Source organism: Acinetobacter guerrae (assembly GCF_009372255.1).
In the GTDB taxonomy this organism is placed as follows: domain Bacteria; phylum Pseudomonadota; class Gammaproteobacteria; order Pseudomonadales; family Moraxellaceae; genus Acinetobacter; species Acinetobacter guerrae.
Window position 1 is genome coordinate 150,446 of sequence record NZ_LXGN01000004.1, and the last position, 22,523, is coordinate 172,968.

Consider the following 22,523-nt stretch of genomic DNA (forward strand, 5'->3'; position numbering starts at 1 on the left):
CCGCAATTCGTTGTGCGCATACAGATTGAATTGCTTTAGACTGAAGTGAAATGAAGAAGAATGACATGGAAAAACAATGCTAAAAATAGGCTCACAACTTTTGTTCTTTTTGCCCTTGGCTTTAGGCATTGGTGTTGCTATGGCGATACAAACGGCATTAAACACGCAGTTGCGTAGTTATCTACATTCACCTTTGCAGGCCGCTTTTTTATCTTTTCTAGTCGGTACAATTTTATTGGCGTTGATGGTTTTATTACAAAATCAGCCTAAACCTTCATTGCAACAACTCAGCCAAATCCCGTGGTTTTTGTGGCTTGGTGGTTTTTTAGGGGTTTATGCGATTAGCCTGAGCATTTATACTGCTCCCAAATTGGGTTTTCTCACATTATCTGGATTGATTATTTTTGGCCAACTGGCAATGTCATTATTGCTAGATCATTTTGGTTGGCTTGGGACAGAGAAAATGCCTGTCAACTGGCAACGCCTACTTGGGGCGATCGTCATTTTCGTTGGGGTTATATTGACCTTACAACGATAATTTTCTTTTATAGATGAGTATTTTTTGTGTCAAATGTCGCGGGATTCCGCTTTGAATTAAAACAACTGTTTCACTTAATGTGGCCAATTCTGATCACACAATTTGCACAAGCAGGATTAGGTCTTATCGATACGATTATGGCAGGACATTTGTCTGCCAACGATTTAGCAGCAATTGCAGTCGGTGTCGGTTTATGGATGCCTATCATGCTGCTATTTAGCGCAATCATGATTGCGACAACCCCACTGGTTGCAGAAGCCAAAGGCGCGAGAACACCTGAAAATATTCCAGTCATTGTCAGGCAGTCTTTATGGGTCGCGTTTATTCTAGGCATCATCGCAATGCTGATTTTACAGATCATGCCATTTTTATTACCCATACTTGGTGTACCAGAAAGCTTACAACCCAAAGCGGGATTATTTTTACACGCGATTGGTTTTGGTATGCCTGCTGTAACCATGTATGCGGCTTTGCGTGGTTATTCAGAAGCTTTAGGTTATCCGCGCCCTGTAACTGTAATTAGCCTATTGGCGCTCGTGGTGTTGGTTCCGCTCAATTATCTGTTTATGTATGGCATTGGCCCTATTCCACATTTGGGTAGTGCAGGCTGTGGTTTTGCAACAGCAACCCTACAGTGGCTCATGTTGATCACCTTAGCCAATTATATTTATCGCGCCAAAGCTTATCGATCAACCCAAGTATTTTCACATTGGGAAAAAATCAATCCTGTCATTGTGAAACGTATTTTAAAATTGGGGTTTCCTATTGGACTCGCTGTTTTTTTTGAAGTCAGTATTTTTAGTACAGGTGCGATTGTTTTAAGTCCACTCGGCGATACGCTAGTTGCCGCACATCAAATCGCGATGTCAGTCACGTCTCAGTTATTTATGATCCCAATGTCACTCGCAATTGCACTGACCATTCGAGTCGGTATGTATTATGGAGAAAAAAACTGGGTGGCCATGCGTCATGTACAAAAACTGGGCTTAGCAACTGCGACTTTTTTTGCGATTTGTACCATGAGTTTAATTTGGTTTGCCCGTCCGCAAATTATTGCGATTTATACCCAAGATCCTGCCGTATTTAATGTCGCTTTATATCTATTATTGTTTGCAATGGCTTATCAATTGATGGATGCATGGCAAGTGGGTGCAGCAGGTTGTTTGCGGGGTATGCAAGACACCAAAGGCCCAATGTGGATTACTTTAATTGCTTATTGGGTCATCGCATTTCCTGTCGGGATTTATCTGGCACGGGTTGCAAAGATGGGGCCTGCTGGTGTTTGGCTCGGTTTGATTATTGGTCTAACCATTGCCTGTATCCTACTTCTAGCTCGGTTATATCGTAATAATCGCAAACTGGCAGCACAGCTATAATTTTAAAACAATCTGAGTTCGATACAATTGGACATACACAAACATCATCTACGACTGTTTGATTCAAAAAATATTTTACCCTGATTTATGACCAGCTCAGGTTAAAGTGATTCAAATGAAATAAGCCAATCTCAATCGATTGGCTTATTTCGTTCTACATTTCTAAATTGTTTAATCAAGTAGATTTTGCTTTTGGACTTGCGCCAATTTGCCAAACAAAAGGAAGTTCTGTCTGATTTACGACCCAGTCACCAATGACTTTTTCTTTATAAATTAATGGATTATGTGAAGATACAGTCCGTGCATTACGCCAAAAACGATCGAGTTGCTTGGCTGTACTACTCGCAGAGGCACTGAGCGCGTTAAACAATTTAGTCGTAAGCTCTAGAACTAAATCAGCAATCACCACTTGTCCTTGTGCAGACTCCAATTCAGCATCAATGTTGGCCAGACGTTCTTTCTCATCAGATTCGGCAAAATGACTGAGATAAGCCCGTTGTAATGCTTCGGCTGTAGCTTGCGTAATTGCTTCACTGGCATAAGCCTGTGCAGATGCTTTTCCAATCACTTGAAGTACTTGTGGATCGTGTCGTGCCAGATCAGTATTGGCATGACTAAAAATACGTTTACGCTCACGAACTTCCTCACTAAAGGTTTCAACCGCAGCCTGAGCAATCCCAGACAATGTTGCCAAATGCACTACCTGATAAAAAGCGGTTTGATATTTAAAACGCTGATCAAAAGGAATAATATGCACAGCGGGCAATTCAACTTGTTCTAGTCGTAAAGTTCCACTTCCTGTGGTTTTTTGACCAAAACCATCCCAATCATCATCAACCTGAACACCTGAAGCATGGCGATCGATGGCTGCAATTACATGCTGCTGACTGACTTCATCATAGGCAAATAAGTCGACCCAATCCGCAAAAATACTGCCTGTTGAGTAATACTTTTCTCCATTGACCACTAACTTGCCTGTCGCTTCATCTTGCGTAATTCTCGTATTTACATCACCAATCTGAACAGAACCCACTTCTGTCCACGCATTCCCCACAATATCTCCCGACACAAAACGTTCAAACCAATCATTTTGTAGCTGCGTACGATGCGCAACGAGACGATCTTCCACAAAAGCAAAGTGTCCACGTAATGCCTGTACGATATTGGAATCGGCTTGAGCTAATTCAGTCAATAGTTGAAATAACTGAGGTAACGACACACCTGCCCCGCCATAGGCGACAGGAACACGTAATGCACCGAAACCTGCTTGTTTTAACCATTGAATTTGTTCATAAGGCAACTGACGACGCTGTTCACGTTCCAATGCGCCTGCTTGGATTTTTTTAAAAATAGACCGATATTTCGCAGCAACCAACTCATAATCGGCACCCAAAGAAAGTTGATCTTTAATTTGTTCAAACTGACTCATCTCGTTATCCTCTTGATGTTTTTATGATGTGGGTATCCTTAGCTCCACGGATGACGTGGAGGTTTTACACCATTTAAGTAATAATTTCCGACAATATGATATTTCCAGCGCACAGGATCATGCAGCGTATGGGTACGTGCATTTCGCCAATGTCGATCCAGATTTAACTCAGACAAAGTCGAGCGCGTCCCCGATAGCTCAAAGAGTTTATTGGCAGCCAAAATAGCCACTTCAGTCGTCAACACTTTTGCTTCTGCAACCAGCAAAGTCGCCTGAGAAACATGTTCTTCTGTGGGTTCATCTATCGCCAGATCAATTTGGTCGGCTGCCAGATCCAATACCGCTTCTGCTGCACGGAGTTTAATTTTTAAAGCGCCAATACTGGCAATGGTATAAGGATCATCCGTTGCTCGTTCCAGACCAGAATCGATCCACGGACGACTATATTTTTTAACGTATTGGATTGTTTCTTCAATTGCACCACGCGCAATGCCTGCATCTACAGCCGCCTGTATGAACTGCGAAATTGCTCCTGCTGCGGTTGGTCGGTCAAATGCCTGATGAATCGGCACCACATATTCCTCACGCACCGCTACTTTTTTCAGTTCAACTGTGCCACTGGCAGTGGTGCGTTGCCCAAACCCAGACCAGTCATTAATGATCTGTACACCTTCTGTTTCACGAGGCACCAAAGCTGCATAAGGTTGTCCTGACTCATTAATTGCAACAATTGGAATCCAGTGCGCTAGTAATGCGCCTGTCGCAAAGAATTTTTGCCCATTCACTTCATAACCTGTTGCGGTTTTATGAATGGTCGTGGTTAAGTCTGCAACCGTTTTGCTACCTTTTTCTGAAAAAGCATTGCCAAATCGAATACCTTTTAGAACCAGATCGAAAAAGAAACGCTGTTGTTCCAAACTCGCGTCCAGACGTAAATGCTCTAAAAATGCCCAATGATTTTGTGGTAATTGTCCAAGTGACGAATCAACACTGGAAATGGTTTTGACGACTTCTGCCAAAGTACGATATTTAACTTGGGCGCCACCAAACGCTTTAGGAATGGTAATGGCCCACAAGCCACTTTGAGAATATTGCTGAATTTCATTCAGTGGTAAACGACGTTCTTTATCACGTAAAGATGCTTCTTTTGCAAACTCACTTGCCAATTGTTTAGCAACCTGAATCGCTTCAGCATCTGTTTGAATCACATGGGCATTTTCTGACTGTTCAAACACCTGTAAAGGTACAGAATTTGCTCGATGAGCATGAATATTATGGGAATTAACAGCACTACTAAGTTGACTCATAATGGAAAATCTCGTCATTGTTATTGGACTATGTAAACCAACATAGCACCAAAAAAATGAAGCTGTTATAGAGATTAACGCATTGTTTATGAATTGATTTTTGAAATACTTTGCAAAAAAAATGAAATATATTCAAGCGTTTGTTTTTAGACTTAATTCTAAGGCTTGTTAACAATTTGAAGTAGGCAATTTGGACTTTGTCGCCTATGATCAAGACTAAATCCAGCTTGGGTAAAAGGTAAAATAGAGATGGCTAAAAATACAAGTTCTCCAGGTCGACGCTTCATGAAACTTGCGGGAATGACTGCCAGTATTGCTACCAAAACAGTCTCAAGCTCGATTCGAAATTTAACCGCAGACGACGAACAAAAACTTGCGGCAAAAACCAAACTTTTTCAGGACATCGGTATTCAAATTGCAGATACTTTAGGCGAAATGAAAGGCGCAGTGATGAAAGTTGGACAAATCGCCTCGCAATATAAAGATATTTTCCCGCCTGAAGTTGCCAATGCTATTGCCAAACTCCAGCGACAAGCACCTGCTGTACCTTTTAGCGCCATTCAGCAACAAGTCGAAAAAGAATTAGGTCAACCTTTACTCACCATCTTTCAATCTTTTGAACAAGCGCCTTTTGCCGCCGCATCTATTGGTCAAGTACATCGTGCAGTTCTACCCAATGGACAAGAGGTTGTGGTTAAAGTGCAATATCCTGGTGTGGATGAAGCCTGTGAAAGTGACTTGAAGCAGGTTCGTTTGGCTTTACGCCTCATGGGTGTCATTAAAATTGATAAAAAATTGCAAGATCAATTATTTGCTGAAATTCAGGACAGTCTTTCTGCTGAACTTAACTACGAAATTGAAGCACAAAACCTAGAAGTTTTTAAAACCTTCCATGAACAACTGGACGATAAAATTATTATCCCAATCGTTTATAAACAATATTCTTCACGTCGGATTTTAACTTTAAGTCTGGAGCGTGGGGAATCGATTGAAACAGCAAGTACATGGCCTATTGAGATTCGTAATGAAATTGGTCGTCGTCTGATTCAGGCTTTGGGTCAAGAGATTTTCTATTTAAAACGCTTTCATTGCGATCCACATCCAGGAAACTTTGCTTTTCGTAAAGATGGCAGTGTGATTATCTATGATTTTGGCGGCGTAAAAACATTAAGTACCGAGGTGATTGAACATTTTAAAGATTTGGTACAAGCTGCCCGTCAACAAGATATTGATGCAATTGAAACTCATCTGGATGCCTTACATGCGCTTTCAGCCAAAGGCTTATTTCCTGAAGATCTCTATCAGCAATGGCTTGAAGTCTTGTTACGCCCACTCACCACTCAGTATGATTTTGCTCAAAATTCTGCCCATCATGACGGCGTTGCTCTTGTCAAAAAATCTTTAAAATACTGGGATGTATTTAAGCCATCTCCAGATACACTTATGGTTAATCGAACCATTTCAGGACATTACTGGAATCTGATTCATTTAAAAGTTGATGATAATCTGAATGATTTATTTGAAGAATTAGTTCCTCATTGACACTGGAAATTTATCTTTTAATGATGATTTGGTGTAATATTTGACTTATTAAATGAAACATTATAACATATCAATATAAATCAATTGGAGAGTTTCCCATGCGTAACGGTATACATCCAGAATATAAAGAAGTGCTTTTTCATGACACCAATGCAGATGCCTACTTTGTGATTGGTAGCACTATACAAACGAAACAAACACGTGAATATGAAGGCAAAACTTATCCATATATCACTTTGGATATTTCTAGTGCATCACATCCGTTTTATACAGGTGAGGTACGTCAGGCTAGCAATGAAGGTCGTGTCGCAAGCTTTAATAAACGTTTTTCACGTTTTAAGCGTTAATCTCGCCTTAAGTTTTTCTTTTTATACTGACCCTATTCGAAGCCTAAGCAACTATCTCCTCCACTTAGGCTTCTTTTTTTGTCCAAAATTTAGACCTTGTGTATAAACATCAAGTTATCCACAGTTCTATTCATCTTTTTATAAAAACTCATTCGCACTTTTTCTCACCCTTATTCTTTGAATTGAATACTGACACCTAGCTATTCAATGCTATGCTTGCTTACACTTTTGACATGTCATTGAATCACGGAAAAATCATGGTACAAGAACTATTGAATCAGCTTCAACATGGTGAAGCCAAATTTGCTGATGTATTGGCGCATATCGAAGCGCGTTTTGAACATACCGCAACAGCGTTTAAAAATGGTCAACAGCATAATGCTGCAACTGAAAATCAAGGCAGCGCAAAAGTATTTTCTTTTGCCAAAATTGAAGGTCTTGATCAAGCTCAAACACTAAGCCTGTTTGCAGAACATTATGCGGCAGTTGTTGCGACACCAGAAGGTACAGATCATCAAAATATTCGTCAGTTTATGCAACATGGCTGGGATGGCGTGAGCTTTGAACATCAGGCTTTAACAGCCAAATAAAACAATCTGGTCATAAAAAAACCCAGACATCCTGTCTGGGTTTTTCGTATTTACGCTTTAGGGTCAACTCCTGTCATCCCTCACGATCCTGATGATTGACTGATTATCGTTGTTTTATGTCTTCGAACATCCTGTTCTGTATGTCTTCATCATAGGAAATTAGCTTGGTGCTGACTATTGGTCATTTTCTATAATCGATGTAAGCCAAAACGTACATCGCGAATGATGAAAGTTTATGCTTCAATTATTTCATAAGATTTAGATATTATTTTCAGTTGTTTGCTGCTTGAGAGATGAGGAAAACTCAAATTTTAACTGAATCGATCATCTAGCACTCACTTAAGCTACCATAGTGGAGAACCCAGTACACTTGATATGGCAGGTTATACGATGCGTATCATATTTCAATCCAACGCCACCACATATTAAATAACATGGCAAATACAACTTAAAATATAAAAGTAATATAAAACACTATAAAGCATAGTTTGTTAAAATTATAGATTAGATGTTATATCAATATCGTTAATATTGAAAAATTCACAGTTCGAGTTCAAATATTCACTTTAAAATAATTTTTTAATCTCTGCAACTGGCAATGATTTATAGAAATACCAACCTTGTATAAGATTAGAACTATTATGTTCATATATATATTTATATTCATCTTCCGACTCTACGCCTTCAAAAACTATTTTTTTGTTTAATTTAGATATTGCATTGAGTAGTGAAATAAAAAATAATTTATTTTTATCATCAAATAATCCATTTATGAACAATTTATCTAATTTAATTTCATCAAAATCAATTTCTGAAAGCCACTGAATATTTGAAACACCAGTTCCAAAATCATCAAGTGAAATAACAAACCCTTCTTCCTTTGCTTTTTTTGAAAATAAATTAATACATGTAAAAGATTCGTTTATTTTTTCTGTAATTTCAAGTTTTATCTGACGAGTCAAAATATGATGACTTTTTACTTGCTGGGATAATTTTGAAATAAATTTAGGATTATTAATCTCAAAATTATTTATATTTATTGATAAATATAAATTCCTATTTTCTGATAAAATATCTTTTAGTTCTTGAAGCGCTGTATCAATAATGAAAACACTTACTTTGTCATAAAAATAATTTTCTTCAGAAATATTTATAAAAAGTTCTGGTGATACTTGTCCATAAACATGATCTTTCCATCTAACAAGCACTTCGAAACCAATGATTTCTTTTGTTTTACTCAATACAATCGGCTGATATTCCAAATAAAGTTTTTTATCTTTAACAGCCCTCATTAATCTATATTCAATCGTTTTAGACTTATGCTTTTTAAAAAAAATAATATAAGAAACTAGACCACCTATAACAGAAAAAAATAAAGTCAGCGCAGCCAAAAGAGTATCATTTATAAAAAATATCCCTGTAAAAGGTTTGTTTGTAAATACACAATAAAAATACTTTGTGCTACAAATTTTAGTCGATACAATTTTATGAGGTAAAAGGCTTTTAAATTTCGAATATTCAATTGTATTTTTAGAATCTTGAAATATATGCATACCATCACTAGATGCCAATTTATAATTAAAACTTGGTGGAAAATATGAAAATTGACCAAAAATTGAATCAGATGTAATAACTGCTATATTTCCAGATTGAGTAATATCAATGACGTCTTTAGAAAAAACTCTATTTTTAATATTACTATAAAATTTATATTTTTTTGGAGTTTCAAAATTTGGTGGAGGTAATTGTACTTTTTCCTTTAGCAACCCTTGATTAGCAGTACAAACCATAACACCGTTTTCTAGAAAACCAATATCTTCGACATATCTTGACCCTGAAACAATGTATCTTAGTTTTTGAATATTATCACTACTACAGGATGTTACTTTTAAATGATCAGCTAGATGAAATGAAGAAACAATTTGATCTGTAACAGTATCAGCTTGTTTTAATAATTTAGTAGAATATTCGTGTTGATCTACAGCAGAATTTTTATAAACTATAATATTACCAATCAAATAAAATAATAATGTAGATATAACAGCACCTAAAAGGATCCAACGTTTTAAACCATATATTTTCACGTCTATCCCTTCATTTAAATGAACTAGAATTCTTAACACTAATATTCATATCATTTTGATCATCCATCTTTCTGATAATCAGATGACAGCATTGATAGGAACTCTTAGGCTTACGAAACATTATTTGTAATCTCTTCGTTGAATCCAAATGATGAAAAGAAGTCGATAGACGATAAGTAGCATGACCAATAAGTAGATTTTTACTTCACTATGAAAATTTTCTAAAATTTACACAATACAACTTATGCGAAACGATTATCTTAGAAACAATTTAAATTTTCTACTATATCAAAGTATGTGATTCTAAAGCTCATCACAATAGAACGCGCTAATTTTAATAATTATAAACGCGATTGAGCAAGTTACTGACATGAATTCAAGCAAAATTTTACATTTTAGAGACTTAAAAGAAAAATTTGTATCTATCCAAAATAATATTCTCTGAAAAATACAGATGGTATTTTTAATGAGAAAATAGTGTTATGCGCTTTCAGTCTGCTTCACATGTTGCCCCACCTGATGATAATCACGATTAAAATAAACTAAACTTTGTGCATGTTGACTCTGTTGAATCGCAACAATACGGCACATAAAAATCGTATGTGTTCCAACTGCTTGAACCTGATCAATTTCACAATCAAAATTTACCAGAGCATCTTTTAAAACAGGTGCACCTGTTTCTAGCTCTGTCCAAACACCATGTTCAAATCTTTGCTCAGGACTTAGTTTTGATGCAAATGCTTGAGAAATATGCTGATGATGTGCGCCTAAAACATTCACAGTTAAAATTTTATTTTCTAAAAAATGCCCGTGAGAACTCGATGTTTTATTCATACAAACTAATAATGTCGGTGGCGTATCTGTAACACTACACACCGCAGATGCAGTAAATCCATAACGACCCGACAAACCTGCCGTCGTCACCACACTCACTGCACTGGTTAACATCGACATTGCATTTCTAAAGTCCGATGCTTCAATCATGATTTTATTCCTCACAAAAGTTGACAGTTTGATCCTATCTTGAGATCAAACTGCTCACCCTTTACATCTAACAATACCGATTATGACCCGCTTGAAAGTTCTTTTCGGATGATTTCTGCGCCTGCACTAAGTGCTTGCAATTTGCCTCTCGCAATATCACGAGATAAAGGTGTCATGCCGCAGTTGGTCGATGGATAAAGTTTATCTGCATCCACAAACTGAAGGGCTTTACGTAAGGTATCCGCCACTTCTTCAGGCGTTTCAATAGTATTGGTCGCCACATCAATCGCGCCCACCATGACTTTTTTACCGCGAATTAGTTCTATCAGATCCATTGGCACACGGGAATTGTGACATTCCAGTGAGATAATGTCGATTTTAGATTGTTGCAGTTTAGGAAAAGCCTCTTCGTATTGACGCCATTCTGAGCCTAAAGTCTTTTTCCAGTCAGTATTGGCTTTAATACCATAGCCATAGCAAATATGTACGGCAGTTTCACATTTAAGACCTTCAAGCGCGCGTTCTAAGGTGGCAACACCCCAATCATTCACTTCGTCAAAAAATACGTTAAATGCAGGTTCATCAAACTGGATAATATCGACACCCGCGGCCTCTAACTCCAAAGCTTCCTGATTTAAAATTTTGGCAAATTCCCAAGCCAGTTTTTCACGACTTTTATAATGCGCATCATATAGCGTATCAATCATGGTCATTGGACCAGGTAACGCCCATTTAATCGGTTGATTGGTTTGCTGACGTAAAAACTTGGCATCTTCTACAAAAACTGGTTTTTGACGAGAAACCGCACCCACAACTGTAGGTACACTTGCATCATAACGATTACGGATCCGAACTGTTTCACGTTTTTCAAAGTCAACACCATCAAGATGTTCAATGAAAGTCGTGACAAAATGTTGGCGGGTTTGCTCACCATCGCTGACAATATCAATCCCTGCATGCAACTGTTCTTGTAAGGAAACCAACAGCGCATCTTTTTTGCCTTGCGCCAGTTCATCCCCTTGTAATTTCCACGGTGACCAGAGTTTTTCAGGTTCTGCAATCCAAGACGGTTTTGGGAGGCTGCCCGCAGTTGAGGTCGGTAATAAACGTTTCATAATCAATTATCTTCTATCTTAGGGTTAAACGGCAGCGCAGTTTTTTTCAGAATCACTTTTATCTGAGTCACTTGTATCAGCGTAATTGGCAGCCCATCGCTCAAGAATCGTATGATATGGCTTGATGAAATATTCTTCAGTCCATTTACCTTGTTTAACGGCTAACTGACTACGTTCTTCTCGGTCATAGACAATTCGGGTTAATGAATAATCCTGATGTTTCAGACTCGGTTGATAGATTTGTCCGGCAGCAGCATTTGCGTTGTAAATCTCTGGACGGTAAATCTTTTGAAAGGTTTCCATCGTGCTAATCGTGCCAATTAGCTCAAGATCTGTGTAGTCACTGAGCAAATCTCCACGGAAATAAAATGCCAATGGTGCAACGCTATTTTTAGGCATAAAGTAACGTACCTTTAAGCCCATTTTTGCAAAATATTCATCAGTTAAAGAATATGCATCTTGCTCATATTCCACCCCTAATACAGGGTGTTCATTCATGGTACGACGATAAGTCTTAGTGGTTGAAACACTGAGACAAATCACAGGTTGTTTCGTAAAATTATCTTTGAATGTATCTGAATTAACAAAAGATTTAAAAATTTTGCCATGAAGCTCACCATAGTTTTCTGGCGTACTAAATTTAGCTTGATCTTTATTATGTTCGAGTAGCAACACGCTAAAATCGTAATCTCTGACATAAGACGAAAAGTTGTTTCCAACAATGCCTTCAATACGTTGATTCGTTTTGTGATCAACAATATTGGTTTTTAAGATTTCAATCGTCGGGAAAGTCTCGCCATTACCTTCAACATCAATATCAACCGAAATGATATCAAGTTCTACAGAATAACGATCAGCTTTTGGATTATCCCAATGCGCCAATGAGTTGAAACGATTGTCGATCATTTTTAAGGTATTGCGCAAATTCTCTTGACGACTCGCTCCTCTCGCCAAATTCGCAAAATTAGTAGTAAGACGTGTATTGTCTGAAGGATGATAATTTTCATCAAAACGAATGCGTTTTATCGCAAATGTAAATTCTTGGCTCATTTTAATCTGCTACCCAAATCTCTATGTTGCAATTTATACCCAAATCACGACATGAATAAAAACGATTTAGTTTCAACAAAAGATGAGCCAAATTCATCTTTATAAATAGGGTCACAGCTTTAGCTCAATGTTGCGCTCACTAGATGTAAGATTACGATCCAGAAAACAACCACAAAAAAACAAAATACGATGTGAAAATTTGAACGATTAAACATTCACATTTTTAGATATTTTTAAAATTTATATAAAATTCAAAATATTAACCAACTTATAAATATTGTATTTTACGATTTATATGCAAACTAAAATTAGCATAATCCCCTTATCCCAAATACTTAAAATTTTAGTCAAAATGTTCCAGCAATTTGCATACTGGAACGTTTTTCATAATCTATTTAAATCTGATTCAAATCTGCTATTCGATAAGTTGTAGAAAATATATAGGCTTTATCGAATTAAGGTCGTTCAGCATACTGTGGCAGATCATCGCGAATACAATCCCATTCTGCTTTATGCGCAGTAAAAATATGCATACTTGGCTTTTGCTCAATCTTGGTATCTAAAGTCCCAATCCGCAACCGATAAAATTCTGGCGTATCCGCTTTAATGCTCATAATTGGTGAACCACATTCACTACAGAAACAACGCTGCGTGGTCGGGGTAGAATGATATTTTTTTAGCAGATGTTCGCCTTGCACAATTTTAAAATCATTTACATGCACAGGCGTATTGGTGGCATATGCAGTGCCATTGGCTTTACGGCAGCGTTGGCAATGGCACTGAATAATATCGCCCAGTCCATTACCCGAAATCTCATAACGAATGCCTTGACATAAACAGCTTCCAGACAAAATTGTACCTTGTGACATCATCAATTCCTTGCATTTATATGTATAGATTCAATTCAGTAAAAATGATAAACCATACTAAAGATTAAAACTTCGATTTTAAGCTATCATAGAAAGAGATAACTCAACTGAGAAAAAATTTTCAATAAAATCCGATCCTGTCAAACCTTATGCTATAGATGAATCAACTATAAATCACAATATGAATCATGATATAAAATTTAAATTCATTAAAGCTGATCTAGCTTTATCAGATTATGTCGAAAGTTTTTGGATGTTGCATAATGGCTCTGATGAAGCTAAAGAAATCATTGTCTTACCTGATGGTCGTATGGATTTGACCTTATCTCAATCTTCGATACAGCCCTTTCAGATTGTATGTTCAGGACTTGAAACCCAACCGCAACCCGTTATTTTACAAGCCAATACATTAATCTTTGCGATCAGTTTTAAGTTATTGGCGGTGGAATACCTTCTAGGAAAATCTATTTCTAATTTGCTCAATGATGCAGAACATCTGCCTGCAAAATTTTGGGATTTTGACCCCTCAGATTTACTGGATTTTGAGTTATTTTGTAAAAAAGCCTCGGAAAAAATACATTCTCTTTTGCCACAACAGATCGATTCGAGAAAACAAAAATTATTTCAATTACTTTATCAATCCCACGGTGATTTAAGCGTCTCCTACATTTCAGAACAGACCCATTGGAGTCAACGCCAAATTCATCGCTACTTTACTGAAAATTTTGGAATTTCATTAAAAAAATATTGTGATATTTTACGCTTTAGGACATCTTTTGAACCCATTAAAAAAGGGCAATTATTTCCTGAACAGCATTTTGCTGATCAATCGCATTTTATCAAACATATCAAAAGATTCTCTGGCGTATCTCCCAAACAGCTCAAGCTCAACCAAAATGACCGATTTATACAATTCTTAGTTTCTCCATCCGAATAAAGTATTCCTATATTCAAAACCGCCGTCTGGAAACATCATGCTGTTAAAAAATAAAAAAGTAGCCATTATCGGTGGTGGACCAGCAGGCTTAACTCTTGCACGCTTATTACAACTTCATGCGGTTGATGTTCAAGTGTTTGAACGTGATTTGAATCAAGAGGCTCGAGTTCAAGGTTCGCCTCTGGATTTGCACGAAGATTCAGGATTAAAAGCATTACAACACGCAGGTTTGATCGAACAATTTAAACAGCATTTTATGCCCAAAGCAGATCGTAAAAAGATAATGAATGCAAAGGCCGAAGTTTTTTTGAGTGATCATGATGATCAGCTCAAGCGAAAGTTTGGTGATCCTGATTTCCGACCTGAAATTGATCGCGGGACTTTAAGAAAAATTCTATTGGACTCTTTACTGCCCGATACAGTGCAATGGAATCATCAATTTATCTCGATGCAGACACAAGCCAATGGTTGGCGATTACACTTTAAAAATAATACGACTTTCTATGCCGATCTGGTCATTGCTGCGGATGGAGCCAACTCCAAAGTTCGTCCTTACCTGACTGATATTCGGGCATTTTACTCAGGTATTACAATGTTAGAAGGTTATATTTCAAATATAAAACAAACCGCACCCCAAATAGATCAATTGCTCAATGGCGGAAAAATCATGGCTTTTGGTCATCAAAAAAATCTACTCATGGGACAAAAAGCAGATGATGAAATCGGTTTTTATGCCAGTTTTAAAGCTGAAGAATCGTGGTCAACAGCGCATCAGGCTATTTTTTCAGATCGGTTAAAAACCCAACAATGGTTTAATTATTTTTATTCAGAATGGGATGCTATATGGGATAACCTTTTTGAGCATGCTTCGCTTCCCTTAATTCCTCGTCCTATTTATTGCATGCCTTTAGACCAAACGTGGCGTACTCAAGCCAATTTAACCCTTATCGGCGATGCCGCTCATCTGATGCCACCTTTCGCTGGTGAAGGTGTCAATGTTGCGATGTTGGATTCTTTAAACCTCAGCGAATATTTAAGTTCCGATCACTTTTCAACACTGCAACAAGCCATTGGAAGCTATGAGCAAGAGATGCGTCCACGTGCAGCAAAGATGGCAGAATATTCACTCGCCAATGGCGAACGTATGCATGCCACCAATGCACTAGAGAATATGCTTAACTTTTTTCAGTCACATTAAGTGCCTGATGAATCCCTATTCCTGCCTGTCGACCTGTTGCCAGACAAGCTGTGAGTAAATAACCTCCTGTTGGTGCATCCCAATCCAGCATCTCACCACAAGCAAAAATATAAGGGGAATTCTTCAGCATCAGATGCTCATCCAATGCATCTAGCCGAATACCGCCTGCGCAGCTAATCGCTTCTTCAATTGGACGAAAACCCTGTATGTGAATGGCAATTTGTTTAATATGCTGCGCCATTTTAATCGCATCATTCCAGTCATTTTTACTGACGACATCACGAATCAAAGCAATTTTGGTTTTATCCAAGCCAATCTTTTGCCATAAAGTATTTAAAGACTGCTTTTTGCCTTGTTGTAACTTTTGTAAAATTTGTTCTTGGCTCAGGTCTGGCAGTAAATCCAGATATAAAATCGCTGAATTTTGAGTCTGCATCGCTTCACGCAAATCGCGATTACAACGATAGACTAACCCGCCCTCTAATCCATAGTGGCTCATCACCATTTCGCCAAACTGAGGTGTTTGCCCTTGAACCCAAGCTCGAATACGTTTCAAAGGTTGCCCAAACATCGGCTGTAAATAACTTGACCAATTTACCAACACACCGACATTACTGGCAACAAAAGGCTGAATCATGCATGACTCTAACCAGTTTTGCCATTTTCCATCACTTCCCAGTTGTGGCCATGATACTGCCCCACACGCCAATACAATCGCATCAGCCGTAATGTGATTCTGCTGCTGTTGCACTAAATCCATAACAGTCAAAGACTGATTCTGTATTGCCAAGACTTGATGGCGGTAACGAAATTTTACGCCGCGATCTTGCAAACGCTTGAGCCATGCGCGTAATAATGGCGCGGCTTTCATCTCATTTGGGAAAATCCGTCCTGAACTACCAATATACGATTCAATCCCTAAACCTTTCATCCATGCCTGAATGTCTTGAGCATGAAAACCTTCAATCATCGGGCGCAACCATTTGGCATGATCATAGCGCGATATAAAATGATCTAAATCTTCAGCATGACTAATATTGAGTCCTGTTTTTCCCGCCATTAAAAACTTGCGTGCTGCCGATGGCTTTTGCTCGTAGATGGTAATGTCATAATGACCAAGTTCAGACAAAACTTCGGCACAGGCCAGTCCCGCGGGACCTGCCCCAACGATCACGACTTGTTTATTCGGCATGATTTTGCCCTTGTAATGGCAAAAATTCATCAAACCGAGTCTGATAACCTTCGGGTTTAGTGATGATGAGCTGTTGGCAAAGTTCACCACGCTCCAAATATTTAACCTCAAAGTGTGTGCGTGCCGAATCAGATGCTATGCGTTGTTTAACGTAAGGTAAGTGCCATTGTTGCTCAAGTTGATGTTCGGCTTCATCGATATAATCTGAAATATTACTGGCTAAAGTAATCGTGCCTTGAGGTTTTAAACGTGACAGCAAAAACTCAAAAAAAGGCATATTCAGCCAACGTTGTGCTGGATTGTGCGGTTCAGGATTAGGGTAAAGAATAAAGAACTGATCAACTTGCTGCGGATAAAGCGCATGGACAATCCACGGCAAAGCATCCGCATGGATGGGATATAAATTATCTCTAGGTTCCAATCCTTTTTGTTTCTGCATCGCCAAAAATTTTTCTTTGGTGCGCTCGATTGCAAATAATATTTGTTCTGGATGTTCACCACTAAATAACAATGCATGCTTGCCCTTACCCGCACCAATTTCAACACAAATTGGGGTATTTTCAATGGAACTAAAATCACGCGGAGCCTGCATGCGCTGGGCTTGAAATTGACGAATCGAGATAATCACAGCAAACTATTCAAACTAGGTATTGAAATCAGGCTAAGTCTAACAAGTGATTTAAGCTTTGCCTAATATCTTGACGACGAATTTGAGGATTTTACTATGCCACGCACATTTCCCTGCCCCCGTTGTGGTGAACCATCTGTATGGGAAAACAATGAATTTCGTCCTTTTTGTTCAGAGCGTTGCAAACTGATCGATTTAGGCGCATGGGCAAATGAGGACTATAAATTAAAGACTCAAGATGCTCCAACATCGGAAAATGGCAACCCTTATGATTACGATAGCTAAATGGCTTACTAATTATCATCAATTATATTTAGTTGCAAAATTCACTCAAAATTGTGTGATTTGTAAACAAAATTACACATACAGAGATTAAAGTACTTGTCAATAATACAAATCTTCTCTTTATAGGAGAATTTGGATGCTTTTATTGAGAATACTTTTTGCCGTTTTTGTTATTTGTTGTTTAGTCTTCCTTGTTTTAGGTTTTATTGCTTCAGATGCCGTTTTATTTCTTATTGCTTTACTATTTGCAGCTGCAAGTGGTTTAGTCGTGTGGGAAGCCAAACAAAGATTTCATAGCTTATTTCATTCTTAAAATTGAGGACAATGACTGCAAGTCCAGTCATTGTCCAATTTATATTTTATCCTGCCTGACCTGCGACAAAAGGGTTAAATTGTTTTTCATAGCCAATGCTACTCATCGGCCCATGACCTGAAATAAACTGCGTATCATCGGGTAGACTAAAACATTCACGCTGAATCGAATCCAGTAGTTGCTGATGATTTCCTTTAGGAAAATCAGTACGCCCAATCGAGCCTTTAAATAGTACGTCTCCTGTCCACAACAAAGCATGTTGCGAGTTATAAAACATCACATGTCCAGGGGTATGTCCAGGTGCAAAACGCACTTCAAACTGATGCTCACCTAATGTCAAAACTTCGCCACCTTCAAGCCACTGATTCACATGTACGAGTTCAGGAATTGGAAATCCATAACGTTGGGACACTTCCTGAATCATATCTAGCCAAAATTGGTCATCTTTGTGTGGGCCTATTACAGGAATATTCCAGACCTTAGCAAGTTCCCCGACTGCACCTGCATGATCAAGATGTCCATGCGTCAACCAGAGTGCTTTGACCTTTAAGCCTAATGCTTCAACCTCGTGTTTAAGCTTGGCTACATCGCCACCTGCATCAATTAAAATTGCTTCTTTACTTTCACTATCCCAAACAATAGAACAATTCTGGGCAAAAGCAGTCACAGGAACTATTTTAACTTGCAGCATAACAACCTCTGGCGAAATATTAGGGCGATTTAGTGGGCTAAGGTAATTTCAAGCGCATTTAGATGGGCTTGAAGTAATTGGCGGAGTAACTTTAAATGGGCATTTGAGTCATTCAATGCAGGAATGTACTGATAAGATTCACCACCTGCATTTAAAAACAACTCAGCATTTTGAATCGCAAGCTCTTCTAAAGTTTCCAGACAATCCGCAGAAAAAGCAGGACTCAAAATTTGAACAGACTTTACTCCCTGCTCAGCCCACTGTTTAAGCAATTGATCTGTATATGGTTTAACCCATTCCTGTTTCCCAAATCGCGACTGAAAACTGATGGCCCATTGATCCTGTTTTAGCCCCATCGCTTGTGCAACCAAATATGCCGTTTCCCGACATTGATCTGCATATGGATCCCCTTTGTCGGCATAAGGCTGTGGAATCCCATGAAAAGACATTAATAACTTTTCAGGTTTTCCATACTGACTTTGAAAATCCAGAATACTTTGCACCAATGCCTGAATAAATAAGGGATGACGATAGTATTCCTTGATAATAGTCAAACCTGGTAGATTGCGCTGCTGCGGAATCCATTTGGCAAAAGCATCATAAAGCGGCGCAGTCGATGTCGCAGAATATTGCGGAAATAAAGGCAATAATAAAATATGATGCTGTGGCGTTTGTGCCAATTTTTGCAAGAGTGTCGTAATCCCTGGTTGACCATAAGTCATGGCAGGAACAACGGTTAAATCGAACTGCGGATAAGCAACTATTAGTTCTTTCTTTAAGCCTTCTGTCTGTGCCAAAAGAATTTCACGCATGGGAGAATCCTCACGCCAGACTGTTGCATAAGCATGTGCCACACGTTTCGGACGAAAAGGTAAAACGAAACAACGTAAAATAATTTGCCACAGCAGTTTGGGAATTTCGATAACCCGTGAATCTGACAAAAACTGCCTCAAAAACTGTCTCACGGCTGGAACAGTGGCTGCATCAGGCGTTCCCAAATTGGCTAAAATAACGGTCACTTTTGGTTTAGATGCAGCAGACATTTTTTTTCCTGTTAGATGAGTACATGAAAATATCTTGAGTACCCTTACTTTAACAGTTTTATTGATTTTTCTAAATAAATGACTAATTTGTTTTCACTTGAGAACCCCGATTACTTTCGGTCTGTTGGTTTTCAAGTAGTTTCAACGCTTTGGGAGTAAGCTGCCATAATAAACGCTGTCTATCATCACGACCTGTAGGCGTAATCCAGTCATTCTGCCTCATCTGCATTTTAATGTGGTGCAATGCCCGAATATTAATTTGCGAACGCGCAACTGCATGCGCTCGAGGTAATACCAGTCGTGCATCATCAAGTCCAGTTTCATTCAAATAATCATTGATACGTTTGGAAAAATATTCCTCTGGTGTCGGAATTTTAAACACCACACTTAAAATAGACAAAATTTGCAACCAACTCAGCTTACGTTCTGGTTTAAGCTCCTGAAAATTACCATCCTGATAAGCATGAACCCGATATTCAAAAGAATAAATCTCATTGGTATAAACTCTTGGCACCGCCATCAGAGGATCATTCTCACGTTTACCCAATTCAGTTTCCAGACGAGTAACTTTGGCGCGTAAGCTATCAATTTCATCCTGTAAAACTTGTGTATTTTGTGGTCGCACCCAACCCAATACAGGGTAACGTTCCAGCATTTGTGACATATTAAAACGTACTGCCAACTCTAAGTCTCGCAGGCTGCGATAACAAAAAACTTGATCAATTTCATGCTGAAGCTGTTTACGAAATTCGTTAAATTTTTCTTTTAATTCAGGTTTAGTATCTTGCAATGCTGCATCGCGGCTTTCTGGTGCGTCATGCATAAATACAATAACGGGTTTTTGCTTGGTGACAGCATAAATATATTCAAGGTGCATATAACTCACACCTGAAACAGATTGCTCTCCATACTGACTTCCTAGTAGTAATACCACATAATCACAATCGTCAATCTGACGACGTGCAAGAGCAGTACTCAGTGGTGTACGTTGTTCAAGTCCCCACGAAAAAAATCCCATTCCGATCAGTGTCTGTGCCAACACCATACGTTCTGGTTGCATTTCTGCGCCCGATGTCGAAATAAAGACCTGATAACGCTTATCCAGCATGGTGTTATCCCCTAAAACTTTACATTCATCATCACTTTCCATGTGATGTAATGAAGATACAACCCCAAATTTAGATCTAGAACATCACTATTTATAGCGTAACTCACATATTTTTAACCATGAATATTATGAATACGCCAAACAATATGATCTTTAATCATATGTTTTAACACAAACTTTAGCTGATCTGAATTATTTCCGCTGACAATACATTCAATTTGAAGGTGATTCTGACGAATTTCGTCAAATAATAACTCATTCTTGATCAAAATGCGGGCAGTTTGTCTTGCTACAGCCAATCCAGAGTCAATTAATGTCAGCTTCTGCCCAAAAATATCCGTAATCGCATCTTTTAAAAAGGGATAATGTGTACATCCCAATACTAAAAAATCGGCATGCTGATCGACTACAGGTTGCAGACATTGCTTTAATACCTTTAAACACGCAGGACTTCTTTGCTCTCCTGCTTCAACAAAAGGAACCAACTCCAAACTGGTTACAGGTAATACCTTAACCCCTGCTGGATGAGCAAAATTCTGAATCACATCCTTAATCAGTTGCCCACGAAATGTTGCAGGTGTCGCCAGTACTGCAACGACTTTGGACTGACTTTGTAATACAGCGGGTTTAAGTGCAGGAACTAAACCCACAATTGGAAAAGATTCACCATAATGTTCCCGTAAGTAATCCAGACTAAACGCTGATGCCGTATTACATGCCACGACTGCCATTTTACAACCACGACGATATAACCACTCAATTGCTTGCGCAGTTAATTGCTGGATTTCCTGATCTGAACGCGGGCCATAAGGTACATGGGCAGTATCAGCATAATAAATAATCTGCTCATTGGGTAAATGCTGTACAATTTCCTGTGCAATAGTTAAACCGCCTACGCCCGAATCAAAAATACCAATCGGTGCATCTTTGGATGCTTTAGGTCTTGGTTTTAATTCAGCATGAATAGGTTGTATAGCAGTCATTTCTCAGCTTAAATCCATCGTTTCAGATTCACGATTAAGCTTAAACCTCAACTGCTTAATTGCAAGAGTAAATCACCACTTTTTAACTCAAGAACAGCGTCTCCATCAGAATTCTCAGTTAAAACACCGAATTCAATCAAATGATAAAAAGCAGCGCGTTGAATTAAAGCATTCATGCCAAAACGCACATGCACATATGGGCGTAATTCACTATCGCCTGCTTCATTCGGATATCCACGCATAAAAATCGGATGTTCCTCATCCACAATCACAATGTCCTGATTGGTCGTGGTCAATTGGATAAAAGGTTTACAATCAATCTCAACCACATCGACCTGATTCACTAGCAATGGTTCGTCTTCAACTTGAATTTCAATTTGCTCTACAGGTGTCTTCAAATAGTACTTTTCACCCTCTTTCCAAAGCACTTTAGAAAATAGGTCTAAAAGCGCCTGTCGCTTGATCAATTGACCTTCGTGCCACCATTCTCCATTGGCTTTTATGATCAAATCCATTTTACCGCAATGCTTTGGATGCCATTGGTCAAGAGGTGGAATTGACCTTTTGTGACTTTGCTGTGCATCTTTTACATATTGTGCGATACTCATTAAGTTTTTATCATCTAACGATGTTATCTGGTTCGTCTCTTGAGACGAATGATTATGATTTACCATGGTTTATGCCTTGCTGACGAGAAAATATAGCGACTCAGCCAATTGGCTAGATCAGGGTTTGAAACTATACTAGCCGCAAACTATTTAAGACACGATTGTCTGTTTGTGTCTAGACATTAAAGAACACTCATGGCAGCACCGAAGCAATAATGTTGCGGTTGCCACCCTTAGCAATATGAGGAGTCCTACATGGAGCACATCGAACGCGAAGCGATGGAGTTTGACGTAGTGATCGTTGGT

22 protein-coding genes are annotated in these 22,523 nt (G+C 38.5%); 8 read left to right on the plus strand and 14 right to left on the minus strand.

The genetic code is table 11. From position 1 onward, the window contains the following. The first annotated feature begins 76 nt into the window (after positions 1–76). Both A7A69_RS03720 and A7A69_RS03725 read left to right on the plus strand, forming a co-directional pair. Positions 77–538, plus strand: coding sequence for a DMT family transporter (locus A7A69_RS03720; RefSeq protein WP_152876326.1), 462 nt, complete (start codon positions 77–79; stop codon positions 536–538). Between the two features lie 26 nt (positions 539–564). After that, entirely contained in the window at positions 565–1,914 is a 1,350-nt protein-coding gene (locus tag A7A69_RS03725; RefSeq protein WP_120369785.1) for an MATE family efflux transporter, read from the plus strand. 175 nt (positions 1,915–2,089) lie between these two features. Here A7A69_RS03725 and A7A69_RS03730 read toward each other — a convergent pair whose 3' ends face one another. Both A7A69_RS03730 and A7A69_RS03735 read right to left on the minus strand, forming a co-directional pair. Next, complete coding sequence (locus tag A7A69_RS03730; protein WP_152876327.1) at positions 2,090–3,343, minus strand: acyl-CoA dehydrogenase family protein; 1,254 nt, start codon at positions 3,341–3,343, stop codon at positions 2,090–2,092. Positions 3,344–3,381: 38 nt separating this feature from the next. Then, entirely contained in the window at positions 3,382–4,650 is a 1,269-nt protein-coding gene (locus A7A69_RS03735; protein ID WP_152876328.1) for an SfnB family sulfur acquisition oxidoreductase, read from the minus strand. Positions 4,651–4,899: 249 nt separating this feature from the next. On the opposite strand from A7A69_RS03735, the gene A7A69_RS03740 reads away from it, so the two are divergent. The 3 genes from A7A69_RS03740 to A7A69_RS03750 all read left to right on the plus strand — a co-directional run bounded on the left by A7A69_RS03740 (position 4,900) and on the right by A7A69_RS03750 (position 7,129). Continuing rightward, positions 4,900–6,192 (plus strand): ABC1 kinase family protein, encoded by a 1,293-nt coding sequence (locus A7A69_RS03740; RefSeq protein ID WP_152876329.1) that lies wholly within the window; start codon positions 4,900–4,902, stop codon positions 6,190–6,192. Positions 6,193–6,290: 98 nt separating this feature from the next. Further along, the gene (locus A7A69_RS03745; protein WP_152876330.1) at positions 6,291–6,539 is read left to right on the plus strand and encodes a type B 50S ribosomal protein L31; all 249 of its coding nucleotides are present in this window, start codon (positions 6,291–6,293) and stop codon (positions 6,537–6,539) included. Between the two features lie 257 nt (positions 6,540–6,796). Further along, positions 6,797–7,129, plus strand: a complete 333-nt coding sequence (locus A7A69_RS03750; RefSeq protein ID WP_151980449.1) for a HopJ type III effector protein — start codon at positions 6,797–6,799, stop codon at positions 7,127–7,129. A 566-nt stretch (positions 7,130–7,695) separates the two neighbouring features. Here A7A69_RS03750 and A7A69_RS03755 read toward each other — a convergent pair. The 5 genes from A7A69_RS03755 to A7A69_RS03775 all read right to left on the minus strand — a co-directional run bounded on the left by A7A69_RS03755 (position 7,696) and on the right by A7A69_RS03775 (position 13,231). Next, positions 7,696–9,213, minus strand: a complete 1,518-nt coding sequence (locus A7A69_RS03755; RefSeq protein ID WP_152876331.1) for an EAL domain-containing protein — start codon at positions 9,211–9,213, stop codon at positions 7,696–7,698. A 480-nt stretch (positions 9,214–9,693) separates the two neighbouring features. Beyond that, positions 9,694–10,197: a flavin reductase gene (locus A7A69_RS03760; protein WP_120369792.1), complete on the minus strand. Its 504-nt coding sequence runs from the start codon at positions 10,195–10,197 to the stop codon at positions 9,694–9,696. Positions 10,198–10,277: 80 nt separating this feature from the next. Further along, positions 10,278–11,312 carry a methionine synthase gene (locus A7A69_RS03765; RefSeq protein ID WP_151980451.1) on the minus strand — a complete coding sequence of 345 codons (1,035 nt, stop codon included), beginning with the start codon at positions 11,310–11,312 and terminating at the stop codon, positions 10,278–10,280. A gap of 24 nt (positions 11,313–11,336) precedes the next feature. Then, a complete protein-coding gene (locus A7A69_RS03770; RefSeq protein ID WP_152876332.1) occupies positions 11,337–12,362 on the minus strand; it encodes a DUF1852 domain-containing protein in 1,026 nt (341 codons plus the stop codon). Positions 12,363–12,817: 455 nt separating this feature from the next. After that, a complete protein-coding gene (locus tag A7A69_RS03775; protein ID WP_152876333.1) occupies positions 12,818–13,231 on the minus strand; it encodes a GFA family protein in 414 nt (137 codons plus the stop codon). A 181-nt stretch (positions 13,232–13,412) separates the two neighbouring features. On the opposite strand from A7A69_RS03775, the gene A7A69_RS03780 reads away from it, so the two are divergent. After that, positions 13,413–14,168 carry a helix-turn-helix domain-containing protein gene (locus A7A69_RS03780; RefSeq protein ID WP_152876334.1) on the plus strand — a complete coding sequence of 252 codons (756 nt, stop codon included), beginning with the start codon at positions 13,413–13,415 and terminating at the stop codon, positions 14,166–14,168. A 37-nt stretch (positions 14,169–14,205) separates the two neighbouring features. Further along, on the plus strand, positions 14,206–15,366 hold the full coding sequence (locus tag A7A69_RS03785) for an FAD-dependent oxidoreductase (RefSeq protein ID WP_152876335.1): 1,161 nt from the start codon (positions 14,206–14,208) through the stop codon (positions 15,364–15,366). Here the strand turns inward: A7A69_RS03785 and A7A69_RS03790 are convergent. Together A7A69_RS03790 and A7A69_RS03795 are read right to left on the minus strand one after the other, a co-directional pair. Next, on the minus strand, positions 15,344–16,558 hold the full coding sequence (locus A7A69_RS03790) for a TIGR03862 family flavoprotein (RefSeq protein WP_152876336.1): 1,215 nt from the start codon (positions 16,556–16,558) through the stop codon (positions 15,344–15,346). The genes A7A69_RS03785 and A7A69_RS03790 overlap by 23 nt on opposite strands. Then, positions 16,548–17,186: a class I SAM-dependent methyltransferase gene (locus A7A69_RS03795; protein WP_187349160.1), complete on the minus strand. Its 639-nt coding sequence runs from the start codon at positions 17,184–17,186 to the stop codon at positions 16,548–16,550. Before A7A69_RS03795 ends, A7A69_RS03790 begins: the two co-directional genes overlap by 11 nt. 96 nt (positions 17,187–17,282) lie before the next feature. On the opposite strand from A7A69_RS03795, the gene A7A69_RS03800 reads away from it, so the two are divergent. Beyond that, a complete protein-coding gene (locus A7A69_RS03800) occupies positions 17,283–17,471 on the plus strand; it encodes a DNA gyrase inhibitor YacG (RefSeq protein ID WP_120369800.1) in 189 nt (62 codons plus the stop codon). Between the two features lie 359 nt (positions 17,472–17,830). Here A7A69_RS03800 and A7A69_RS03805 read toward each other — a convergent pair whose 3' ends face one another. From A7A69_RS03805 to A7A69_RS03825, 5 genes are all read right to left on the minus strand, one after another. Next, complete coding sequence (locus A7A69_RS03805; protein WP_152876337.1) at positions 17,831–18,475, minus strand: MBL fold metallo-hydrolase; 645 nt, start codon at positions 18,473–18,475, stop codon at positions 17,831–17,833. A 29-nt stretch (positions 18,476–18,504) separates the two neighbouring features. After that, positions 18,505–19,518 carry a ferrochelatase gene (gene hemH, locus A7A69_RS03810; RefSeq protein ID WP_152876338.1) on the minus strand — a complete coding sequence of 338 codons (1,014 nt, stop codon included), beginning with the start codon at positions 19,516–19,518 and terminating at the stop codon, positions 18,505–18,507. Positions 19,519–19,600: 82 nt separating this feature from the next. Next, entirely contained in the window at positions 19,601–20,626 is a 1,026-nt protein-coding gene (locus A7A69_RS03815; RefSeq protein ID WP_151980505.1) for a DUF4062 domain-containing protein, read from the minus strand. 113 nt (positions 20,627–20,739) lie between these two features. Then, positions 20,740–21,609 carry a glutamate racemase gene (gene murI, locus A7A69_RS03820; protein ID WP_152876339.1) on the minus strand — a complete coding sequence of 290 codons (870 nt, stop codon included), beginning with the start codon at positions 21,607–21,609 and terminating at the stop codon, positions 20,740–20,742. Positions 21,610–21,656: 47 nt separating this feature from the next. Continuing rightward, the gene (locus A7A69_RS03825) at positions 21,657–22,283 is read right to left on the minus strand and encodes a DUF1285 domain-containing protein (RefSeq protein ID WP_152876340.1); all 627 of its coding nucleotides are present in this window, start codon (positions 22,281–22,283) and stop codon (positions 21,657–21,659) included. Between the last annotated feature and the right edge of the window lie 240 nt (positions 22,284–22,523).